This window comes from Paenibacillus sp. Soil724D2 (genome assembly GCF_001427935.1).
GTDB lineage: Bacteria > Bacillota > Bacilli > Paenibacillales > NBRC-103111 > Paenibacillus_E.
In genome coordinates this window covers 385,229-407,651 of record NZ_LMRY01000006.1, presented here as the reverse complement: position 1 = coordinate 407,651, position 22,423 = coordinate 385,229, and the positions used below count along the sequence as shown (strand labels likewise).

Sequence of the window (22,423 nt, the reverse complement as noted above, 5' to 3'; positions counted from 1 at the left end):
TATCCCTCAAGCTCCCTCAAAGGGGCTTTTTTTTGTTCCCGAGGCAAGATGTAGTAATATAGGAAGAACAGCAAGAAGAAGGGGAGTTTATTCGTGGGTATAAAAAGTTTTACGGATTATAATTTGAGTGAAGATATCGTACGGGCGCTTCAAAGCTTAGGATACGAGCAGCCGACAGATGTGCAGAATGAAGTGATTCCTATCGCGCTGCAGGAGAAGGATCTCACGGTTAAGTCACGTACTGGGAGTGGGAAGACGGCGGCGTTCGGCATACCGATTTGTGAGTTGGTGGAGTGGGAAGAGAACAGGCCGCAGGCGCTGATTTTGACACCGACGAGAGAGCTGGCCGACCAAGTGAAGCAGGATATCACGAATATCGGGAGATTCAAGCGGATTAAAGCGGTGGCTCTGTATGGGAAGCAGCCTTTTGCCAAGCAGAAGATTGAGCTGCACCAGAAGTGCCATGTTGTTGTTGGGACACCGGGCCGGGTGCTGGATCATATCCAGAAAGGGACGCTGGACCTGGAGCGGCTGAAGTATCTAGTCATCGATGAAGCGGATGAGATGCTGCGGATGGGCTTCATTGAGCAGGTGGGAGCAATTATTGATGAGCTGCCAACGGATCGCATGACGATGTTATTTTCAGCGACACTCCCGAATGATGTGGAACAATTATGCCATCGATACATGCATAACCCTATTGATATTGAGATTCAAACGCCGGAGGCGTCCAAGGTTCAGATTGAGCATTCTATCATAACGGTTCGAGAAAACGATAAATTTAATGTGCTTAAGGATGTTTTCGTGGTGGAGAATCCTGATAATTGCATCATTTTCTGCCGGACGCAAGAGCATGTCGACTACTTATATAGACAGTTGGAGCAGCTAGACTATCCGTGCGACAAAATCCATGGAGGCATGATGCAGGACGATCGATTCCTAGTCATGAATGCTTTTAAAAGAGGGGAATTCCGTTTCTTAATTGCCACGGATGTCGCGGCACGAGGGATTGATGTGGAGGATATCACGCACGTCATTAACTACGATCTTCCGCTTGAAAAAGAAAGCTATGTCCACCGAATCGGAAGAACTGGACGTGCGGGGAAGACGGGCAAGGCGATTACGTTTGTTACGCCAAATGAGGACAAGTTTTTAGCTGATATTGAAGGCTATCTTGGATTCGAAATACCGAGAAATGACGCTCCAACGGTGGAAGAGGTTGCTCTTGGACAACCGGCTTTTGATCAGAAAATGCAGGCTACACCGGTCATTAAGAGAGATAAAAGTGACCAATTGAATAAGGGAATCATGAAGCTCTATTTTAACGGTGGCAAAAAGAAAAAGATTCGGGCTGTAGACTTTGTGGGAACCCTGGCCAAAATTGAAGGTGTGACGGCTGACGATATTGGTATCATTACGATTCAGGATAATGTTTCGTATGTGGATATTTTGAATGGTAAGGGCCCGCTGGTGCTCAAAATCATGAGGAATACGACGATTAAAGGCAAGCTGCTCAAGGTGCATGAAGCGAATAAGTAAGATCGACGATCCGGTTAGCCTCTTAGGCTTATCGGATTTTTTGCCGTTAGAGTTGACCACCGCCATGCGTTATTGCTACAACGCAATCTCAGAATTCTCGCGCGCAAGGAGAAAGGGGCAAAGAGGATTTTAGTCTGCCTTTTCTCTGCTAACAGGAGCGAAAGTTGTACAGCGTACAACAATTTCGGTGGTTTCTTCCCATACAAGCTCAAGATGTTGTATGCTGTACAACAATTTAGCCGCGTTTCTTTCAAAAGAGCTGCTTTTGGGAAAATATGTTGTATTATTTGCAATAATCGTAGGGATAACGTGGATTAGCCAGCCTAATGTTGTACAAAATACAATATTGCTTGGAGGAAACATTGCTGGACCCCCTACAAGCGCGGTTTGGGCTTTGGAGGATTCATTCGGCAGTAGGTGGGGGTCCTACGGACCCTGCGAAAGGACCCTAAACCGGTTAGAAGGTCCAGAACTGGTCAAAAAGGGGACTCAACCAAAAGGGCATCGTAAGACATAGATCCTACCCACAGGTTAAAATTTTACCCAAAGGGGTCAATTATTTGACTTACCGATCCTTCTCTACCAAGGTAGACTAGAGAAAACACGACATGGGGTGAATTACATGGCTACCAAAATACATTCACAAGCAGGCACTATTCCCTCCGTACAAGTGAAGCGGAAGCGGTCCATGCAGCAGGTGCGCGAGGATCTGGTCGGATACGCATTCGTCAGTCCCATGATACTTGGCTTATTTATTTTTACACTATTTCCAATCGTAGCTTCCTTTTTCCTCAGTTTTACGAATTGGAACTTTGTTGCCGGATTTTCTAAAGTGAAATTTCTCGGCTTAGATAACTTTGTTAAGCTTGTGCACGACAGCGTATTTCTTCTATCACTCAAAAATAACCTGATTCTTATGATTGTAGTGCCGTTAACTTTGATTTTTTCGCTCGTTCTGGCGGTTATCATTGATAAGAAAATTCATTTTAAAGACTTCTTTAAAGTTGTTTATTTCATTCCTTACATCTCAAGTGTTGTTGCTGTAGCGATTGTGTTTCAGGTATTGTTCCACCCAACCTATGGGCCGATTAATCAAATATTAATCGACTGGGGGATAGCGAACCCGCCAAAATGGCTAGCTGATCCGGATTTTGCTTTATATTGTGTAATGGGACTTATGATCTGGGTGAGTATCGGATATAACATGATTATATTTATGGCCGGTTTGCAGTCGATTCCGAACGATCTTTATGAGGCAGCAGACATTGACGGCGCATCGAAGTTGAGACAATTTTTCAGCATAACTGTGCCGCTCTTATCACCAACCACATTCTTCTTACTCGTAACAGGAATTATAGGGACATTTAAAGCGTTCGACGTTATTTCCGTTCTAACAGGCGGCGGTCCTGCGAATTCAACCAGTGTGGTCGTATATCGTTTGTATGAAACAGCTTTCGTAAATCTACAATCCGGCTATGCCTCCGCGATGGCTATTGTGCTGCTGGTCTTTGTCCTCCTGATTACACTCGTTCAGTGGTTTGGACAACGTAGATGGGTCAATTACTAGAGAAGAAGGAGGAGTAACCGATGGACAAGTTTAAAAATGTTAAAAAAACGCTGCTAACTATACTCATGTTTATTATAGGTATATTGTTCATGTCTCCCTTCTTATGGATGATATCCGCATCTATGAAGCCGGAAGCAGATGTGTTTCTATATCCCATTCAGTGGATCCCTAAGCATTGGAATTTGATTGAAAATTATAAAACGGTGTGGTCGACGAAGTTCTCCCTTTATTACTGGAATTCTATCAAGGTTTCCGTTTTGACTACGGCGCTTTCTGTCCTGCTTTCCTCCATGGCAGCCTATGCCTTCTCGAAGATCAAGTTTCGCGGCCGTCATATGCTCTTCGTTCTCGTGTTGGCGATCTATATGATCCCCAGTCAAGCGATTCTCGTTCCGCAGTTTCTATTGTTTCGCTGGATGGGCTTGTTCGATAGTCACTTTGGTCTAATTTTGCTTGGCTCCTTCAGTGTTCTCGGGACTTTCATGCTTCGCCAGTTCTACATGGGCATTCATGAGGAGTTTATCGAGTCAGCGCGAATGGATGGAGCGGGTCATGTCCGAATCTTCTTCTCTATCTGTACACCGCTTGTACGTCCGGCGATCGCTACTTATGCGATTCTGCGTTTTATCTGGACATGGAACGACTACCAGAACCCGCTTATTTTCTTGAGAACGAAAGATTTATTCACACTGCCTCTCGGCATCAGATCCTTTGCTGATTTAAATGGAGAGTTCTATTCACTCATCATGGCTGCTTCTGTATCGGCAATCGTCCCTTTACTCATTATTTTCATCATTGGGCAAAAGCAAGTTATCGAGGGAATCTCGACGGGTGGGGTTAAAGGTTAAGGGTTAAAAGGTCAAAAAATGAGTGCATGAGGTTAAAATAGTGCCTCGTGTGCTCCAAACAAGTTTGTTACGATCGATCATGTAAAGGTTTTCAAAATAACGAATACAACTTGGAGGGGTTCCTATGAAAAAGAGTTTATTAGTACTAAGCGGTATCCTAGTGATCAGTACTGTACTTGCAGGCTGTGGCAAAGGAGAGACACCAGCAGCGGATAATGGTAAGGATGCAGCAGCAACGGCTAAAGCTCCGGTTACAATTAAAGTACAAGGATGGTACACCGAGGCTCAAGGGAACTGGAACGCGACTGTTGAAGCTTACAATAAAACGCACCCGAACGTAAAAGTTGTTTATGAAAGCATGTCCGAGAAGGGCGATTCCCAAGAAGGGATGAAAAAGCTTGATCTATTAGCTGCTTCCGGTGAGCAAATGGACGTTGTTATGTACTCAAGCGCACCCGAATTCGCTCAACGCATAGGAGCAGGTATCTTGGAGCCCCTTGATGATTATTTGAAGAAAGATAATATTGTTGTTAAAGATGAATATAAACTTGATCCAGTCGTAAACGGCAAATATTATGCTCTGCCCGGTAAAATGGCTGAATGGTTCGTTCTATTGAACAAAGATAAGTTGGATGAAGCGAAACTGCCCGTGCCAACAGAGTGGACCTGGGATGAATATGCGGAGTATGCTAAGAAATTGACCAAGGGTGAAGGCGCAGCCAAGCAGTACGGATCCTACTTCCATAATTGGAAAGAATACGCGGAATTGGCGCTGAACAGCGACATGGATAACGCTTACCTTGTGAAACCTGACGGTACACAGAATATCGATAATCCAAAGGTTCGTTACTCCCTCGATTTACGTAACAAGATGGAAAATGTGGACAAAACATCCGTTCCTTACTTTGAAGTTGTATCGCAGAAAATGGCTTACCGTGACGTTTTCTATGCTGGTAAAACAGCGATGTTAGCAACAGGTAACTGGATGGTAGGAGAACTGGCGCTGAATGCGAAATTTAAGACAGTGTTTGCTCCATATCCGAAGTACGACGCGAAAGATGCGAACGGTCTAACAATTGGAGGCGCGGACTTCGTGGGTGTTGCAGCAAATTCCAAGAATAAGCAAGCGGCATATGACTTTGTGAAATGGTATACGACGGAAGGAATTCAAACACAGGGTCTGTTCTTCTCTGGTTGGAAGAAAGCTGATTTGGCTAAGAATGTAGATTCGATTCTGAAAAATGGTAAACCTGAACAAGCTGCTATGATCGATAAGGACTCATTGCTCGCTACGTTGAAAGTAAATAAAGCAACGAAGCTTGTTATTCCTCCGACATATGCCCTGCAGCAAGAGAAGGAATTCTTAACGCAAGTTGAGCTGTTCTTGACAGGCAAACAGGATCTGGAGAAAACGATTCAAACCGCAAAAACAAAAATTGAAGATATCCGTAAGAGCAATGCCAAGTAGTTATTAACGAACAGCGCACCAATCCTGATATAATGAAAGAGGAGGCCTAGGGCTCCTCTTTTTCCCATTTCTTGATTCAACCGAAAGGCAGGAGAGTGCAGTGCCGAGCTGGCTTCGTACCTTATCACTACGTAATAAATTGGTGCTGACGATTCTGATTTGTCTCGTTCTCCCTTCCATCGTTTCCATGAACGTCTCCAGTCTGTTAACACGGGATGCCGTGAGGTCGCAAGTGGCTGATAACTCGCAGGAATCGATGCGGATCGTCAATCAAATCGTAAACGGACAAATGAAAAATATGCTTTATGTGATGAATTTCATTCAATTTGATGAGGATCTGCAGCCTTCTATTCGGGAGTTAGGCCGGGCAAATGATCAGACAGATAAAGGCGATGTCGTGGCTTATAAACAAACGATAATCAAGAGAATCTCAACGGTCATCAACTCATTTGGTAATTTGTACGTCACACTGCTTTTGCCCAATGGCGAGTATGTTGCTTCGTATTCAACCTTTGCTTTTAACCCGAATGAATTCTTGCAAAAAAGTTGGTTTAGCGATGTGGAGAAGGCGTCCGGTTATAATGTCAAATGGATAGGCGCTGAACCCAATTATAGTCAAGCAACCAATCAACCTTATTTATTGGCAGCAGCAAAACCGCTGCGTACAAATGGACTAACGTACGGTTATGTGGTTGTTGGACTGGAATTAAGCACAATCCAACAGTTATTTGATCAATATAAAAACAATGAATCGATGGTCATTTTGGACGGTCAGGGGCGTATTCTGGTTGATAAAGACTCCAGCACAATTGGTAAACCATTTCCATACTATGATCAACTTCCGGTGCAGGATGGATCATCGTTTCTAAAGGTAGATGGAGAAGATTACATATTGCATAGCAATCATTTAACACCCGAATGGAAGCTTGTTAATATGAGTCCTTATAAAAGCGCTGCCCACAAAATTGAGTCGTTCCGAAAGACTGATTTTCTGATTCAGTTATTCTTTTTAATCCTATTCGCTGTAGTGCTCCTTTATATGGTGCGGGCGCTTACGAAACCAATTGCGCGGCTCGTCCAAACCGTAGTCCGCATTGAATCCGGTCAACTGAGTGAGCGATCCAACATCAGCGGGGGAGATGAAGTAGGGCGGCTTGGCTATGTATTCGACCGAATGATCGACCGCATTGAACGGATGTTAGAGGAGAACCGCCGCGAACAAGAATTAAAGCGTAAAGCAGAGTTAGCGATGCTGCAGGCGCAAATTAACCCGCATTTTTTATTTAACGTGCTTAATTCCATCCGTTTGAAAATCATGATGAAGGGTGATTCTGAGAATGCGGAACTAATCAGTTCATTGTCATCACTGTTGCGTATGACGATCAACCGCAACAACGAATACATTTCGCTGCATGAAGAGATTGAGATCAACGAACATTACATTCGACTTTTAAATTCTCGGCACGGTGATCGGGTACAACTGCACATTTCTGCGGCTTCAGACACCCTTCTTTTTGAAATACCTCGGTTTTTATTACAACCGCTAATTGAGAACGCTTATATACATGGGCTTAAAAGTAAGTCAGGGGAAATTACCATAGCCTCGAGGATTTGTGAGGATGGGAGGCTGCAAGTGGAGGTTCGAGATTCGGGTGTCGGAATGCCCCCTGAACGACTAGCTGCGCTGCGCAATCATTTGGATGACGCTCCTACCCACCAAATTCAAGAAACTAGCAGCCCATCCTTGTCAGGCATTGGTATACACAATGTATTTGAAAGACTTCGATTAATATATGGTCATCGTTTCGATTATGAAATCGAAAGCGGACCAGATCAGGGAACGCAGATTGTGCTGCGATTTCCTCAACAGGCAGGAAAGGAGGGTTAACCATGTACTCCGTTATTATTGTGGATGATGATTTACCTGTGCTTGAATTTCTGAAGACTTCAATTAAGTGGGCAGAATTAGGGTATACGTTGACGGGAGCTTACGAGAATCCACTGGATGCGCTAGAAGCAGGACGCCAGGAAAAGACGGATGTGCTTATCAGCGATATTGGCATGCCTGGCATGAATGGGCTGGAGCTCATTGGGCGTCTGCGCGAGGTCCATCCTCATATGAAGGCAGTTATTCTATCCTGTCACGATGATTTTCACTTTGCGCAAACCGCGATGAAGCTGTCGGTAAGCGAATATATCTTGAAGGAAACGATGAATGTTGGCAATATTTCCGAGTTGCTGGGAAGGCTGAAGGAACAACTGGACGCGGAAATCCAAGTATTGTCGAAGAGCCGCAAGCTCGAGAAGGAGGTGTATCAACATCGCGGTGCATCCAAGCGTCAATTTATCCGCAGTACGGTGAATGAGCCTTTGTTAGATGCGAAAGAGTGGACGCTGAAAGCGGAAGGATTCGGTATTCGACTTGGAAAACAAGGCGTACTACCAGTCTTTGGTTACGCGAATCGTGTGAAGGAGGCAGACAATCGCTTTCAATCCAAGGATCTGTTTGAATACACCATCCAGAATATTGTGGAAGAGCTGCTAGTCGATCAGAAGGAGACAGCACTTTTCACTTACGATACAGGAGAATTTGTTTTGTTGTTTCCACATTATTCAGAGCTTCACGTCAACAACAGCCTGAAAGTGGAGCAGACACTAAGACAGCTGCAAAGCAGCTTGCAGCAATACACGAAGCTTTCATTTACCTTTCTAACGGGAAGTCCAGTCAAAGATGCACGATCCATGAAAGACCAGTTGATTCGAATGGTCGAAGGGAAGAATCTGCGATTTTATTTGCCGGAGTCATCTATCATTAAATTGGGTCATGTCAGAGATGGATTCGAGGACGGAGGGTTGCTACTAGCACAGTACTCCGAAGCATTGGATGAGTTTCGGAGTGTTGTTTTCGATGAGCGATTGGATATGATCGATGGGTTTGTCTCGAAGTGGATAGATTTTATCCAATACAACCGATTTCGCCCGATGGAAGTAAAGGAGTGGCTGCTGAAGATGATTCTCGACGTACGGATGCGGCTCAAGTCGCTGCAGCATTACCAGTCAACCTTCTCTTCAGAGCTCTTGCATCATGATGTTCATGAATTGTCGTCCCTCCGTGAGCTTGAGCTATGGCTCAAAGACTACCTTCAGCAGGCTATTCAATGGGCAGGTCAGGTATATCGCGAGTCTCACAACCGAGAGATTTTAGAGTGTCAACGATTTGTATATAATCATCTGCATATGAAAATATCCCTCGAAGATGCAGCAACCCATCTTCATCTGCATCCAAGCTATTTAAGCCGATTGTTCAAGCGGGAAACCGGAGAGAATTTCATTGAATACGTCACACGGCTGAAGATGGAAAAAGCGAAGGAGCTTTTAGAAATCACGGATAAGAGCATTGAACAAATTTCCGATATGCTGGGCTACGAGAATAAGAATTATTTCGGAAAGCTGTTCAAAGCGCATACGGGTTTTGTGCCAAATGCTTATCGTGGACAAACGAAAGCGAATCAGCCGACTTAACGGAGAAGAAACAGACTTGTTCATATGCGAACAAGTCTGTTTTTTTGGAAAAATAAGATACCCCCATAACGATGCTCGGTCCGGTACTTTGAGCGGTGTTTGTAAACAAACGGATACATCAGTCCCGGTCTTTAGTGAAGAAGTGCGATTTTGTGCGCTGAGCGAGGCTGCAATGATGTTTTTCATCGTTACAGATGCGAGGGGGAAATGAAATCGTGTCTGTAACGATGTTTTGCATTCTTACAAACGAGAAAAAAAGCAATTTTGAGCGCTGAGCGAGGCTGTAAAGATGTTTTTCATCGTTACAGATGCGAGGGGGAAGTGAAATCGTGTCTGTAACGATGTTTTGCATTCTTACAAACGAGAAAAAAGCAATTTTGTGCGTTGAGCGAGGCTGTAACGATGTTTTTCATCGTTACAGATGCGAGGGGGAAGTGAAGTGGTGTCTGTAACGATGTTTTGCATTCTTACAAACGAGAAAAAAGCAATTTTGTGCGTTGAGCGAGGCTGTAAAGATGTTTTTCATCGTTATAGTCGCGAAGAGGTGTGGAATCGTTTCTGAACCATATATTTCATCATTACAGACGAATAGAAGGCGGATTGGTATCTAGACGAGCGAGTGATAGCAAAGAGAAGCTCGTTCCCCATCCTCAAACGTAAGCTTTCGACAAGAACCTGGCCCTCAGCCAGGTTCTATTTGTGTATGGATCCATTACTATTCCAGATCTCAATTTCATTGATTTTAGATAATCATCTATGGCGGTTGTACCCCTGCACAAACTTCCTTATCTTTACAAAAAAATATCACTTTTTCCTTTTAAACCGTGGTAAAATTTAGGGGTATTATTGGGCTTGTCTGTCCATAAAGCCTCAGCTTATGAAGAAATTTTTTGACTCAGCAAATGCTAAGGAGGAATTGTAATGAGTAGGCTAGCAGGATGGAAAGCAAAACTTTTGAAAACAACACTTGCCGTAACAATCGCGTTACCGTTTCAAGTATTGGCCACAAGCAGTTGGCAAGCTGTTATGGCGGAAGGACCGAGTGATCCGGCTCCATTTATTGAAGCCAAAGTAGTTAACGAAAATGCAGGCAAGAAGGTTCTTTTCGACAATACGCATGAACAAACCGCTGGAGCAGCCGATTGGGTAATTGATGGGGCCTTCTCAGATTTTGCCAATGCTTTAGCGAATAATGGTTATTACGTGAAAGAGCTGCGCAAAACGACACCCATTACGTTGAGTGATTTGAGTGGTTACGATGTATTCGTCGTTGCAGAATCGAATGTTCCCTATAAGACGACTGAGCAAGCTGCTCTGGAGCAATATGTGCAGGGAGGCGGCAGTATCTTCTTCATCGGAGATCACTACAATGCAGACCGCAACAAGAACCGTTGGGACGGTTCGGAAGTATTCAATGGCTACCGCAGAGGTGCATGGACGAACCCGGCTAGCGGTATGAACGCAGAGGAGACCGCTTCATCAGCCATGCAGGACGTAGCTAGTTCGGATTGGTTGGCTACACAGTTCGGTTTGCGTTTCCGCTATAACGCTTTGGGAGATATTACGGCGAATCAAATAGTAGCGCCAGAGCAAGCTTTCGGGATTACCAGCGGTGTCTCAACAGTGGCTATGCATGCAGGTTCAACGCTAGCTATTCTTGATCCTACAAAAGCGAAGGGGATTGTGTACCTGCCGCAAACGAGCGATGCTTGGGCGAATGCAGTTGATCAAGGTGTATATAACGGAGGCGGTATTGCCGAAGGCCCTTATGTGGCTGTTGCCAAAGCAGGTGCAGGTAAGGCTGGATTTATCGGCGATTCCTCACCGGTTGAAGATGCGACACCGAAATATGTCCGCGAGGATACGGGTGCGAAGAAGACGACCTATGACGGTTTTAAAGAGCAGAACGATGGTGTGCTGCTTGTAAATATGGTGAACTGGCTCTCGAAGAAAGAAAGCTATACAAGCTTATCTCAGGTTAGCGGCTTGCAGTTGGATCAACCTACGGCGCTGCTGCCTTTTGAAGATCCGGCTGCGTCAACGGAACCACAGCCAGAGCCTTGGGCTGCGCCAAACGCAGGCTACAAATGGTATGACCGCAGCACGTTTAAAGCGGGCTCATACGGCGGACCTACGGCAACAGCTAGTGCTGCTTACAGCTTTGTGCATCAAGCAACACTACCCAATGCAGAGGACTTCCCCGTGCGGGTAGTTGTGGATAACCTGCCTGCGTCTACGACTGTAGCGGGGTTCAGTGTTGGTATTTATTTGGTCAGCGGGGGCGCTCAAATAGCTATGATTCAAAATGCAGATGGCACATGGCCCGCTGCATACGGGTACAGCTCTACGTTCAGCGTGACCTCAGATATTAATGGACATGCTACAAAAGATTTGAAAGTTCGAATTAAGCCGGGAACGACGGCTGCGGCCAACTTGAGGCTGCGTCAAAACGGAACGAACCTGAAGACCGAAGCCGTTACACTTGGCAACGTTCCGGCTGAACCGTTACCGGAAGAGCAGAATCCAATTCCGGCTAAGATCACCGTCGCTGAAGCACGAGGTAAAGCTGATGGAACATTGGTGACAGTTGAGGGCGTTGTAACTACGGAACCTGGATCTTTTGGCGGGCAATCTTTCTACTTGCAGGATGCTACCGGCGGTATGTATGTGTTCCAGAGCTTGAGTGGATTTCATCTTGGAGATACCGTGAAGGTGACGGCTTCGACCGCAGTATTTAACACAGAGTTCGAGTTGACCGATCCAGTGGAAATTACCAAAACAGGAGTCACTGCTGTGCCTACACCAGCTGTTGTATCGGCTGTAACTAGCGATAATCAAGGGCAGCTGGTCGAGCTCAGCAATGTAACGATCAATAATATCATTAGTGCTGCACCGACGGGCTCTTTTGAATTTGATGCGGTTAACGGAGCGGTGAGCAATCATGTTCGGGTTGATGCACGGACTGGATTAACACAAAGCACGTTCCCTTATCAGGCAGGTAAAACCGTGAATATCCAAGGTGTCGCTGCCATTTTCAAAGGTGTATTTCAATTGAAACCAAGAGGATTGAGCGACTTCACCGCAGTGGCTGACACAGTGGCACCTGTGACGACGGCGGTATTGTCGAGTGCTCCAAATAGCGAGGGCTGGTTTAAAGAAGATGTGACGGTTACCTTGACGGCTGTGGATGAATCAGCAGGTACGGTGGGGACCGAATACAGTATCAATGGCGGAAATGCAGCTGCTTACGCTGCACCCATTGTCATTCAAAACGAAGGAACGAGTACGATCGGATATTTCTCTACAGATGCTGCAGGGAATGTGGAAGCGGCGAAATCTATGGAAGTGAAATTAGATAAAACAGTACCCGTTGCTGTTTTGACGGAGTCCGGTCATGCTCTGACGGATGTGACAGATGCGGATACGCTGAGATTCGATTTGAACAGTACAGATGCACATTCCGGTGTGGCGACGCAGACGTTGACTTTGGATGGCGCTGTGATTAACAGCGGTCAAACGTTTGCCGCAGGCAGTCTAGCACTAGGAGCACATACGGTGCAATACAGTGTAGTGGATGCAGCAGGCAATTTAGTGCAATCGACACAAACATTCAACGTAAGTGCGAGCGTTACATTCAGTCAAGCTACCCTTGCTGCTGACGCGCTGTCACTGAAACCGGGTGAAACGACGGCTACTCACCTTACAGGCATATTAAGCAACGGAGCGCCTGCTGATCTTAGCGGTGCTGTAGTTGCCTACAACACAAGTAATGCAGCGGTAGTTACTGTGGATGCAGCAGGTAAAGTTAGCGCTTTGGCTGAAGGGACTGCGCAAATTACAGCTACCGTCACACTGAATGGAAAAACAGTACCAACCAACGCTGTGTCTATTACGGTAGTAAAGCCGTTATCGGTTGGGGTGCCAGGTAAACCTGTTTTGTCAGATAACAGTGGTCATGCAACTGGATTAAAAGATGGTAACTACACAGTCACAATGAACATGTGGTGGGGGAATAACGGCTCCGTGTTTAAGCTATACGAAAATGGCGTACTCATCAGTACGCAAACATTAACTGACGCGTCTCCAGCAGCGCAAGTGGCTAAAGTAGATGTGAGAGGCAAAGCGAACGGCACTTATACCTATACGAGTGAACTTATTAATTCTTTCGGAACAACAGCTAGCAGCCCACTTGTGGTCAAGATTACAGACGCATTGCCAGGTAAACCGGTACTATCTCAAGATAATTGGGATGGAGACGGCAGCTACAAGGTGACGATGAACATGTGGTGGGGCACCAACGCTACCGAGTATCGCCTATACGAAAATGGCATTTTGATCGAAACCAAGAGCTTGAATGCAGCTTCTCCAAGTGCACAAAGCGCGGTGTCGACGATTGCTGGCAGAGCCATTGGCCTGTATGAGTACCGCAGCGAATTGGTCAATGCGGGTGGTGTTACTTCGAGTGACAAGATTACGGTGAAAGTAACGAAGTAAGAGCTGACGTTATGGAAAAAGGGCCTTTAACGACTCCGGTTGGAGTTGTTGGAGGCTCTTTTTTGTCTGAGTTGGGGAGGGGACGGGAGAGATTAGTTGATTCGGAGTGGCTTCTCATGTAGGCAGTACCACTAGTGTGCAATTTAACAGTCGGCTTGGGATGAGTGTTATATGTATAAAAATGTAAAGAAGATGGCATCATGGTCATTATATGATGTATTGAATGGTGGGTGTTAATAGGCATGGGAATAGGAATAGTGAATACGGCAATATGCTCTTACTGCGATCAACCAGCCACATTTCGAATCGGAAATGTTGACTATGAACTGAATGCTTGTGACAAACATGAGGAAGCCGCTCATAGCAAGTTTGATAGAGTGACTGGTGAAGATTCGTGGAGGATGATTTCATTGGCCTCACATGGCTTTCCTGAGCCTAGAAATTATTCATTGTATGTTCTGTGAAATGTTGGTACATAATATCAATATTATTTTTCGAAGGAGGCATAAAATGGATATAGAAATGTTTGAAGAAAATCGAGAAACGATTGTTGAGGCATCGGATATTCTCTCTGTACCAGAAGGAGCGAAAGAGTTTGTCGATATAATTGGTGACGAAAAGCTCGATGGATACGGTAACCCAGCATCAAACTTTGATACACAACAAACTACATAAATCGAACTCCCCGTGAAAATGGGGAGTTTTTTTATTAAAAGAAATACCACTAGCGGGGGCTTCTAGTGATTGGGCTTGCACCTCACCAGGTAAATTGGCAAAATCCCCGAAATACGAGTTGCCGACGCATCATTTGTTATTTCCGCTACACGCAGCATTGTAAAAGTTACCTACTAGACAAAATCAGATCTCGATGGTAGCGTAAATTTACTACGAATGAAAGTTTGTGATACGTGATGTCCAATCCTATTGCTTCCCAAACAAGACTATCTGTAAGTCGTTCAAACCGTTTATGGATTGTGCTCGTACTCGGTTCACTGGCGTCTTTCGGCCCGCTCTCACTAGATATGTACTTACCCGCACTGCCTGTGCTCGCGAATGATCTTCATACCACCACCTCACTGGCACAAATGAGTTTAACTGCCTGCATGCTCGGCCTATCGATCGGTCAGCTCATCGCTGGTTCGGTGAGTGATGTGCGCGGAAGACGAATGCCACTGCTGATTGGGCTCGTTGTTTATGCGATTTCCTCGGTCCTATGCATGTTCTCGCCAACGATATGGGTTTTTCTGGGTCTGCGTTTCGTTCAAGGCATGGCTGGCGCAGCTGGTATCGTCATCTCCCGTGCGATTGTTCGTGATATGTATGAAGGTGTGGAGCTGACGAAGTTTTTTGCCCTTCTAATGTTGGTCAATGGGGCCGCGCCTATACTTGCTCCCATTGTAGGTGGACAAATTTTGCAATTCACCTCATGGCGTGGCGTATTCCTTGTTTTGAGCCTGATCGGTGTGGTTATGCTCTTTGCTACTGTGCTCGGCTTGAAGGAAACACACCCGCCAGAGCGTCGTTCCAAAGGCGGTCTCACCAACACGCTTCGAACGTTTGGCGGTCTGCTTACAGACCGTATGTTCATGGGCTATGCGTTAACGCAAGGACTCGTTTTTGCCGGCATGTTCGCTTATATTTCGGGTTCCCCGTTCGTGCTGCAGGATATTTTCGGCGTTTCCCCGCAAATATTCAGTCTTTGCTTCGCGATTAACGGTATGGGTGTTATCATAGCCGGTCAAATCACGGGAAAGCTAGCAGGAAAAGTTAGCAACCATCGATTGCTAGCTGGTGGGCTTGCCATTGCCGCTTTCGGCGGTTTGTTACTTTTCATTTCTACCCTTATTGGGGCAGGGTTATATGCGATTTTGGCGGCTTTTTTCTTTATCGTTTCAAGCGTAGGACCTGTCTCTGTAGCAACCTCCTCCCTTGCTCTTCAAAATCAAGGGAAAACAGCAGGCAGCGCGGCAGCATTGTTAGGTTTGCTTTCTTTTATCATAGGAGGCCTAGTTGCTCCGTTGGTCGGTATTGGCGGCAGCCAAACCGCGGTTCCGTTAGGCATCATCATAGCCGTGATGGAAATAGGAGCGATCCTAAGTTTTATTTTACTCACCCGTAAAAAGGCATAATAAAAAATCAAATAAAGGTTGCCTCTTCGATCTTACTAAGACCGATGGGCAACCTTTTTCGTATATAAAGGGATTTAGGTAACTGCTTTATTGAGGCTTTTGCAGCCCCGTTTTCAAACGAATACGCCATTTTACAAGTAATAAAATAGCTACTGCAATACACAATCCGATCAAGGTGTAAATCAAAAACTTTTCAACCCACATAAAAATGAGAAGCCACTGATCACCGAAAAGGTAACCAATTCCGAAAAATACTACCACCCATAAAGCTGAGCCTGTGAAGGCGAATAAAGCAAAAATTCGGTAAGGAACGCGGATGATGCCTACAAAATAAAAGATAAACTGTCTGATTCCCGGTATGAAATAACTGAAAAGCAGCAATTTGTTTCCGTACTTCGCGTAATATTCTCTAGACTTATCCAGGTGTGCGGGTTTCAAAAACAGGAATTTCCCATAACGTTCGATCAGAGGCGTGCCTAGTCTATATCCGATCCAATAGGTAATCGTCATGCCGATTATAGTTCCGACCCAGGCCGCAACCATGGCTAAGAACCAATGAAGCACCCCTTTATAAGCTAAAAAACCCGTATACGTCATCGTCGTATTTCCCGGAGGAATCGGAAGCGCAATAGCATCCAATGGCAGACCGATCAACAATACCCAATAGCCATATTGTGCAAATAATTGTTCAATTAGTCCCATAAACTTCATGACTTATGTTCTCCTTGTAACAAAAAACCGTATATTTTTTGTGGAAATTTGCATGAAAATCTCAAATTTGCGCAGCAGAAATGAACCATCTTACCAAAAGTATACTTGTTTCAAGTAAAGCTATGAACCGTCAGAAAGTCAAGTTTTGGTCAGGACCTTAGTCTAGTTATCCGTAGGGTAGTCTCACGTCATCGCATCATTTCGGTTAGTATAATACACGCCATAAATAAAAAGTCGCATAAGCTTCCCATCCATTCCATCCTTCTGCAAGCTGTTGGATATGGGGGATTGTCGGCTTCTGATCTAAGCCAAGGACATGCTTCAGAGCGTTGTGCAAGCCAACGTCGGCAAGAGGGAAAGCAGCGGGGTTCCGCAAGCAGCGCATCAGCACATAATTGGCCGTCCACGGACCGATGCCGCGAATACTTAACAGCTCTTTCTCCATTTCTGCAAAATCGTTCCGCCTCAGCAGCTCCTCTTTAACAAGTAGCCCCTCAGCCATCAACTTGGCGACGCCAATTAAGTATTCAGCCTTTTTACCCGTGAACTGTAAGGCAGTCAGGGCATCAGGCGTGAGCTCGGCGATTCGCTCTGGTGTAGGAAATGCCCAGTACGTCCGTCCTTTCCAGTCTAGCTGTGTACCGAAGGTTTCAACTAAACGTCTTTTGAGCGTATAGGCAAAAGTCAGGTTGATTTGCTGTCCGATAATGCCCCAGCTCATTGCCTCGAATAGATCTGGAATCCCCATCAGGCGCAGCCCATAAAAGTCCTGAGTGGCTTGCTTCAGCAGATGATCACCCTTGGCCAACTCGTAGAAGGGCGTAAGGTCGGTGCCAAGGTCAAACCACTCCCACACATAGCGAGCCACGTCTTCACGAGTGGAGGAGGAGAGGGTACCGTCGGTACTATGGAGTAGTTGAATACGCAGCCGAGAATTATCCTCACTGTTGACAGCGATTAGGACATGGTTATCCCCAACCGGAAGCAGCTTGTAAATAGCCAAGTTATCCACATGGAATAAGCATTCATTGGTTGATCGGGATAAGTAACCAAGATTTTGCTCATATCGAAAAGGATCAGGAAGCGGCAGTGTAAGGGAACTCGTCTGCTCGTACCATTTTAGGATAGAAGGGTCAAAGGATTGAAGATGTGGCATGTTAAGTTCTCCTCTTATCTGATAAAGTCTCTTCCTCTATTATCACTGAAAGCGGCTTTCGTAATCTTGCTTTCTCATCTTCCTTCCCTTACAAGAGCAGCATAGTTTGGGTATACTGAGCTAGTAGGGAAATGGAGCTGAGAGGAGCGGTAGTCATGCAAGAACGGTTTTGGAAAGCGATTGTTGCGAATGATGCGGCTTATGATGGTACGTTTTATTATGCGGTGACGACAACTGGGATCTTCTGCAGGCCATCTTGCAAATCAAGGGTGCCTAAAAGGGAGAATGTCCGGATTTTTGGGAACCGACAAGCGGCTTTCTCTGAAAATTATCGTCCCTGCAAAAGGTGCAGGCCAGACGGCGTCAGGCTGCCTGATGAAGAATGGGTGTCGCTCATGACAGCTCACATCGATGAACATTATGCCGAGCCGCTGACGCTGACGATCCTGGCAGATCACTTTTATGCGAGTGTCTATCATCTGCAAAGGACTTTCAAACGCCTGCAGGGAATCACACCTCTAACCTATCTTCAACAGGTTCGCATTGAAGCGGCCAAGCGGCTGCTTTTAGAAACGAATGCTCCTGTAAATGCGATTGGTGTTCAAGTGGGGATTCCGAATGCGGCACATTTTGCCACGATATTTCAAAAAAAGACCGGTTTTTCGCCTACGGAATTCCGTCAAATAAAATCAATTTAAACATAACCGAGGAGGGATTGAAGATGCAAACTATGCGGGCGAAGTCTGAGGAGCAAACTGAGCAGGGAATGGCAGAGTTACAGGGCATGAGGGGGAAATCTGAGATGGAAACCATGCGAGCGGAGCCAGAGATGCAAACCGTGCGAGCGGAGTCAGAGATGCAAACCAAGCGGGCGAAGTCAGAGATGGAAACCGAACGGGAGAAGTCAGTGATGCAAGCCAAGCGAGCGAGCTCAGAGATGCAAACCGAACCGACCAAGTCGATCTACTGGGGGGTCGTTCGTTTGTTAGAGAATAACTTTTTGATGGCGGCAACGGATGAGGGGCTTTGCTATTTACAATTTCATGAGGCAGATCCTGCAGGCGGTGTAGATGAGGGTGCGTGGTTGGAATTAGCGAAATGGGCTCGTGCGCAGCTATCTGAGTCTAGCTGGGTAGAGGATGCTGAGAAGCTGCAGCCCTATATCCTTCAACTAGAGGAGTACTTGAAAGGACTACGCACGGCATTTACATTGCCGTTGGATCTGCGTGGTACTGCTTTTCAGCAGTCGGTGTGGCGTGTGCTTCATGAGATTCCACATGGGGGAACGTTTAGTTATTCACAGGTAGCCCAGGCGTTAGATAAAATGAGTGCAGTTAGAGCCGTAGGTACTGCCATTGGGGCTAACCCCGTGCTCATCGTGGTGCCGTGTCATCGGGTTGTGGGGAAGGATGGGTCGCTAACTGGCTATCGCGGCGGACTTCGGAATAAGGAGAAGCTGCTGTTGTTGGAGCGAGCAGGATTGTGATTGGATGTGGCTGCAGATATACTAATCCATTGGAGTTTTTACAGTAGTTTTTAAATTAGGCATGCAGATAACCGATTCTATTGGAGTATATCCAATTAAAACTCATAGAAACGGCCAATTTCATGGAAAATAAAAAATCCATTGGAGTTATTCCAATGAAAGTACACAAGCTAAGGTCTAGAGTGAGTTTACATTGTATTTTATCCAATGCCAATACATTCATAATGCCCCTTCACCACGGGTGGACATCAATCGAAAACTTGAATTTAGAGTCTTTCAGCAGCTTTGTGAAGGGTAAAAAAACTAATGTAGTAATAGATTGGATGAAAAGAATCGATGGTCTCTTATCTCCAATGTAATAGAGGAAATTAGATTGTCTACGTTATCGAAGAGATGATCTCGAAAGGGAAAGTGGAGGTGAGTCTATGAAGAGTAACGTAAACCGGAAGACAGCAAAGCAGCTGCTCACGAAAGCAAGCGGCTTTCTTAAGGGGTACACACACACGCTAAACCCCTATACCGGCTGCTCCTTCGCCTGTTCCTACTGCTACGTGAGGCAGATGCCGGTCGCATTATTCCGCAGCGATGCATGGGGTGATTGGGTCGATGTAAAAGAAAATGCGGCCGCGCTTCTGGCGAAGGAGCTGGCCAAAGCGAAGAGCAAAGGGCCGGTAACGATCTTCATGTCATCGGCCACGGATCCCTACCAGCCGATCGAACATAAGGAGCGAATCACCCGATCGCTCCTTGAGGTGATGTCCGCGAATCCGCCGGACTTCTTGTTCGTACAAACCCGCAGTCCGCTCGTGACACGGGATGCGGACCTGTTAAAGCTGCTCGGCGAACGCGTAAGAGTCAGCATGACGGTCGAGACCGACCGCGAGGATATTCGCCGAGCGTTCACACCGTCCGCGCCGCCGATTCCGGCGCGGCTAAATGCCCTACGCGAGCTGGCAGCTCGCGGCATTCCGGTGCAGGCCACGATAGCGCCAGCGCTGCCGAGCTCGGAGCATTTCGCCGAGCTGCTTGCGGGCATCGTGGATCGGGTGTGCATCGACGATTACTTCATGGGCGATGGCAGTGGGGGCAAGCGCACGGAACGCATCGGCGTGCGCGCTATCTATGACGCGCTGGAGCTGCCAGACTGGTACAGTCGGGATGCGTTCGAGCGCGTACGCGAACAGCTCCTGCGGCATTTCCCGCAGGAGCATGTGTTTGTCAGCCAACAAGGCTTCCTGCCTTGATTGATATAACATAGCCTCCTACGGGATTTCCCATGGAGGCTATAAGCGAGCTAGTCCGCTTGCGCAAGCAGAGGCGTCAGCCCTGATTGACTGCGCATGCGTTGTTTAAATTCTTTGGGCGAGCATTGGTTATGACGCTTAAACAGCTTGTAGAATTGCGCCATATTCAGTATGCCTACTTCAAAGCTTACTTCCATAATGCTGAGGTCGCCCGTTAAAAGGAGACGCTCGGCTTTTTTGATCCGCTTGTAATTAACGTAGTCGACGAAGGATATCCCCATCACCTTTTTGAAATACTTAATAAAGTAATGATAGCTCAAATTGAGCACACTGCACATGTCTTCGACCGAAATCCGTTCGCTCAGATGCTCGTCGATAAAGTCTAATGCCGGACGCACGCGAGAAATGCCGGAGTCCTCGGCGAGAGCCGAGAAATCTCGGTTGTCATTGCGCAGCATTAAAAGTAAGAGATTTTTGATCGCTGCACTGATCGCCAACTCGTACCCAATCTTACGGGATTGCGACTCTTCGTAAATCTGCATAATGAGATTGTAAGCAGCCTGCTTGACGGCTGCATTGCCTTGAAAAAGCTCATTAAACTGCTCAAGTGGATGAGTCAGCTCCGAGAAGCAGTGCAGGTAGGGCATGGTGCTAAGGTCGAAATGCTGTTTTAGATCAATCTGAAAAACGATCTGTCTCAAGGCATCCGCCGAATGCTTATACGTACGATGAGGCTGGGAAGAGCCCAAGACCATGACATCCCCAGGCGCCATCACCGTAAAATCGTGCTTCGTTTGGATGCCGAGATGACCTTCTATGACCACAAGAAATTCAACTTGCATATGTGAATGCCAACGCCAAGGAGTAGGAGGCCCGAACTGCGGGGTGTCAGAACTCATTTCCCAAATTTTCAAAAAGAGCAAAGGGTTCTGGTAAATGACTTCTTCATTAACGATCTCGGTAAAGGTGCTAGTGCTTTGAATAGGGTCCATGGATTTGTATACCTCACTACTGGGAAGACATTTTTGAATACGTAAAAAGTGGCCGGACGTAAGGTTTATCAGTAATGAGTATATCATTGTTTGAAGTGGAAGGACACTATTGAATAAGAATTAGGCAGGATCTTGCCTTTATTTTCGGCGAGGGAGTGACTATACTCAAAAGTATGAATGAATACGCTACCTTGGAGGGAATAAGAATGAGTCAGAAGCTTAGAGTAACGGTTTGGAACGAGTTCCGTCATGAAAAAGAAAATGAAGTCGTACGCGCAGCGTATCCAGATGGTATTCATACGGCGATTGGTGAAGGTTTAAGCGGAGCAGTCGATGTCACGTATGCGACATTAGATGATGCTGAACACGGCTTGTCCGAAGAAGTCTTGAATAACACAGATGTCCTCATCTGGTGGGGACATAAAGCGCATAACGAAGTGCAGGACGAGATCGTAGACCGCGTTCAAAAGCGTGTATGGCAAGGTATGGGGCTTATCGTGCTTCATTCCGGACACTTCTCCAAAGTGTTCAAAAAGCTGATGGGCACATCTTGTGACCTCAAATGGCGTGAAGCTGATGAGAAGGAACGTCTTTGGGTTGTTGCTCCGGGTCATCCAATCGTTGAAGGCATCGGCGAGTACATCGATCTTGAAGCAGAGGAAATGTACGGTGAGCACTTCGATATCCCTCAGCCGGACGAGCTGATCATGGTTTCTTGGTTCGAAGGCGGCGAAGTTTTCCGCAGCGGTTGTACATTCAACCGCGGCAACGGGAAGATTTTCTACTTCCGTCCTGGACACGAGACGTACCGTACTTACTACAATGAGCAAATCCGCCGCGTTATCAGCAATGCGGTTCACTGGGCGGCTCCATCTACACGTGAGTATCCGAAATACGGTAACCACAAGCCGCTTGAAGAGATCAAAGCAAAAGTCAAAGCTTAATAGTAATGTGATAGGAATGCTCCCGGTTATCGGGGGCATTTTTTGCTTTGCGATGGTTGCACGTATCCATGAGGACTTCCGCCATCAAGGTGGAGGTCCTTTTTGCTAGGTTAAGATTGGGATATGCATAATCATTCGGTATGTAGCTATGTTTCCCTAGCTTTTTTGTTTACTGGTTTTTTGAACAAATGGAGAAATAGAAGGGGGAAGTTGTACTACATACAACAATTTCTTTGATTTCTTCTTAGTTTGCTAAGAATATTGTATATTCGAGACATCTGATACATTCATCCAATCTTGCTCATCATGGAGGTGTCTTAAAT

General features: G+C 46.1%; 16 protein-coding genes. 13 read left to right on the top strand and 3 right to left on the bottom strand.

Annotated features, from left to right (window positions below):
- Positions 1 to 93: 93 nt before the first annotated feature.
- The 9 genes from ASG85_RS09065 to ASG85_RS09025 all read left to right on the top strand — a co-directional run bounded on the left by ASG85_RS09065 (position 94) and on the right by ASG85_RS09025 (position 15,567).
- Entirely contained in the window at positions 94 to 1,539 is a 1,446-nt protein-coding gene (locus ASG85_RS09065; protein ID WP_057304047.1) for a DEAD/DEAH box helicase, read from the top strand.
- 622 nt (positions 1,540 to 2,161) lie between these two features.
- The gene (locus tag ASG85_RS09055; RefSeq protein ID WP_057304049.1) at positions 2,162 to 3,106 is read left to right on the top strand and encodes a carbohydrate ABC transporter permease; all 945 of its coding nucleotides are present in this window, start codon (positions 2,162 to 2,164) and stop codon (positions 3,104 to 3,106) included.
- 20 nt (positions 3,107 to 3,126) lie between these two features.
- Entirely contained in the window at positions 3,127 to 3,954 is an 828-nt protein-coding gene (locus ASG85_RS09050; protein ID WP_057304050.1) for a carbohydrate ABC transporter permease, read from the top strand.
- 124 nt (positions 3,955 to 4,078) lie between these two features.
- Entirely contained in the window at positions 4,079 to 5,422 is a 1,344-nt protein-coding gene (locus tag ASG85_RS09045; RefSeq protein WP_057304051.1) for an ABC transporter substrate-binding protein, read from the top strand.
- Positions 5,423 to 5,522: 100 nt separating this feature from the next.
- Complete coding sequence (locus ASG85_RS09040) at positions 5,523 to 7,310, top strand: sensor histidine kinase (RefSeq protein WP_057304052.1); 1,788 nt, start codon at positions 5,523 to 5,525, stop codon at positions 7,308 to 7,310.
- Positions 7,311 to 7,312: 2 nt separating this feature from the next.
- Positions 7,313 to 8,944, top strand: a complete 1,632-nt coding sequence (locus ASG85_RS09035; RefSeq protein WP_057304053.1) for a helix-turn-helix domain-containing protein — start codon at positions 7,313 to 7,315, stop codon at positions 8,942 to 8,944.
- A 921-nt stretch (positions 8,945 to 9,865) separates the two neighbouring features.
- Positions 9,866 to 13,438, top strand: coding sequence for an OmpL47-type beta-barrel domain-containing protein (locus ASG85_RS09030; RefSeq protein WP_057304054.1), 3,573 nt, complete (start codon positions 9,866 to 9,868; stop codon positions 13,436 to 13,438).
- A gap of 510 nt (positions 13,439 to 13,948) precedes the next feature.
- Positions 13,949 to 14,113: a hypothetical protein gene (locus ASG85_RS38735; protein WP_164484162.1), complete on the top strand. Its 165-nt coding sequence runs from the start codon at positions 13,949 to 13,951 to the stop codon at positions 14,111 to 14,113.
- Between the two features lie 236 nt (positions 14,114 to 14,349).
- Positions 14,350 to 15,567 (top strand): multidrug effflux MFS transporter, encoded by a 1,218-nt coding sequence (locus tag ASG85_RS09025; protein ID WP_057304055.1) that lies wholly within the window; start codon positions 14,350 to 14,352, stop codon positions 15,565 to 15,567.
- An 87-nt stretch (positions 15,568 to 15,654) separates the two neighbouring features.
- Here the strand turns inward: ASG85_RS09025 and ASG85_RS09020 are convergent, their stop codons facing one another.
- Positions 15,655 to 16,278 carry a DedA family protein gene (locus ASG85_RS09020; protein ID WP_057304056.1) on the bottom strand — a complete coding sequence of 208 codons (624 nt, stop codon included), beginning with the start codon at positions 16,276 to 16,278 and terminating at the stop codon, positions 15,655 to 15,657.
- A 205-nt stretch (positions 16,279 to 16,483) separates the two neighbouring features.
- On the bottom strand, positions 16,484 to 17,434 hold the full coding sequence (locus tag ASG85_RS09015) for a DNA-3-methyladenine glycosylase family protein (RefSeq protein WP_057304057.1): 951 nt from the start codon (positions 17,432 to 17,434) through the stop codon (positions 16,484 to 16,486).
- A gap of 155 nt (positions 17,435 to 17,589) precedes the next feature.
- On the opposite strand from ASG85_RS09015, the gene ASG85_RS09010 reads away from it, so the two are divergent.
- The 3 genes from ASG85_RS09010 (at position 17,590) to ASG85_RS09000 (ending at position 20,164) form a co-directional block, all read left to right on the top strand.
- Positions 17,590 to 18,132, top strand: coding sequence for a bifunctional transcriptional activator/DNA repair enzyme AdaA (locus ASG85_RS09010; RefSeq protein ID WP_321166574.1), 543 nt, complete (start codon positions 17,590 to 17,592; stop codon positions 18,130 to 18,132).
- Positions 18,133 to 18,155: 23 nt separating this feature from the next.
- Positions 18,156 to 18,920 (top strand): methylated-DNA--[protein]-cysteine S-methyltransferase, encoded by a 765-nt coding sequence (locus ASG85_RS09005; protein WP_321166573.1) that lies wholly within the window; start codon positions 18,156 to 18,158, stop codon positions 18,918 to 18,920.
- Positions 18,921 to 19,345: 425 nt separating this feature from the next.
- Complete coding sequence (locus ASG85_RS09000; protein ID WP_057304059.1) at positions 19,346 to 20,164, top strand: SPL family radical SAM protein; 819 nt, start codon at positions 19,346 to 19,348, stop codon at positions 20,162 to 20,164.
- A 50-nt stretch (positions 20,165 to 20,214) separates the two neighbouring features.
- Here the strand turns inward: ASG85_RS09000 and ASG85_RS08995 are convergent, their stop codons facing one another.
- Positions 20,215 to 21,156 carry a helix-turn-helix domain-containing protein gene (locus ASG85_RS08995; RefSeq protein WP_057304060.1) on the bottom strand — a complete coding sequence of 314 codons (942 nt, stop codon included), beginning with the start codon at positions 21,154 to 21,156 and terminating at the stop codon, positions 20,215 to 20,217.
- Between the two features lie 206 nt (positions 21,157 to 21,362).
- Here ASG85_RS08995 and ASG85_RS08990 point away from each other — a divergent pair, with 206 nt between their 5' ends.
- Entirely contained in the window at positions 21,363 to 22,100 is a 738-nt protein-coding gene (locus ASG85_RS08990; protein ID WP_047678043.1) for a ThuA domain-containing protein, read from the top strand.
- Positions 22,101 to 22,423: the final 323 nt, after the last annotated feature.

Bases quoted from the DNA above. Each gene is read 5' to 3' on its own strand.
- ASG85_RS09055 (WP_057304049.1), top strand. From the start codon at position 2,162: ATGGCTACCAAAATACATTCACAAGCAGGCACTATTCCCTCCGTACAA.
- ASG85_RS09050 (WP_057304050.1), top strand. From the start codon at position 3,127: ATGGACAAGTTTAAAAATGTTAAAAAAACGCTGCTAACTATACTCATG.
- ASG85_RS09045 (WP_057304051.1), top strand. From the start codon at position 4,079: ATGAAAAAGAGTTTATTAGTACTAAGCGGTATCCTAGTGATCAGTACT.
- ASG85_RS09035 (WP_057304053.1), top strand. From the start codon at position 7,313: ATGTACTCCGTTATTATTGTGGATGATGATTTACCTGTGCTTGAATTT.
- ASG85_RS09030 (WP_057304054.1), top strand. From the start codon at position 9,866: ATGAGTAGGCTAGCAGGATGGAAAGCAAAACTTTTGAAAACAACACTT.
- ASG85_RS38735 (WP_164484162.1), top strand. From the start codon at position 13,949: ATGGATATAGAAATGTTTGAAGAAAATCGAGAAACGATTGTTGAGGCA.
- ASG85_RS09025 (WP_057304055.1), top strand. From the start codon at position 14,350: ATGTCCAATCCTATTGCTTCCCAAACAAGACTATCTGTAAGTCGTTCA.
- ASG85_RS09020 (WP_057304056.1), bottom strand. From the start codon at position 16,278: ATGAAGTTTATGGGACTAATTGAACAATTATTTGCACAATATGGCTAT.
- ASG85_RS09015 (WP_057304057.1), bottom strand. From the start codon at position 17,434: ATGCCACATCTTCAATCCTTTGACCCTTCTATCCTAAAATGGTACGAG.
- ASG85_RS09010 (WP_321166574.1), top strand. From the start codon at position 17,590: ATGCAAGAACGGTTTTGGAAAGCGATTGTTGCGAATGATGCGGCTTAT.
- ASG85_RS09005 (WP_321166573.1), top strand. From the start codon at position 18,156: ATGCAAACTATGCGGGCGAAGTCTGAGGAGCAAACTGAGCAGGGAATG.
- ASG85_RS09000 (WP_057304059.1), top strand. From the start codon at position 19,346: ATGAAGAGTAACGTAAACCGGAAGACAGCAAAGCAGCTGCTCACGAAA.
- ASG85_RS08995 (WP_057304060.1), bottom strand. From the start codon at position 21,156: ATGGACCCTATTCAAAGCACTAGCACCTTTACCGAGATCGTTAATGAA.
- ASG85_RS08990 (WP_047678043.1), top strand. From the start codon at position 21,363: ATGAGTCAGAAGCTTAGAGTAACGGTTTGGAACGAGTTCCGTCATGAA.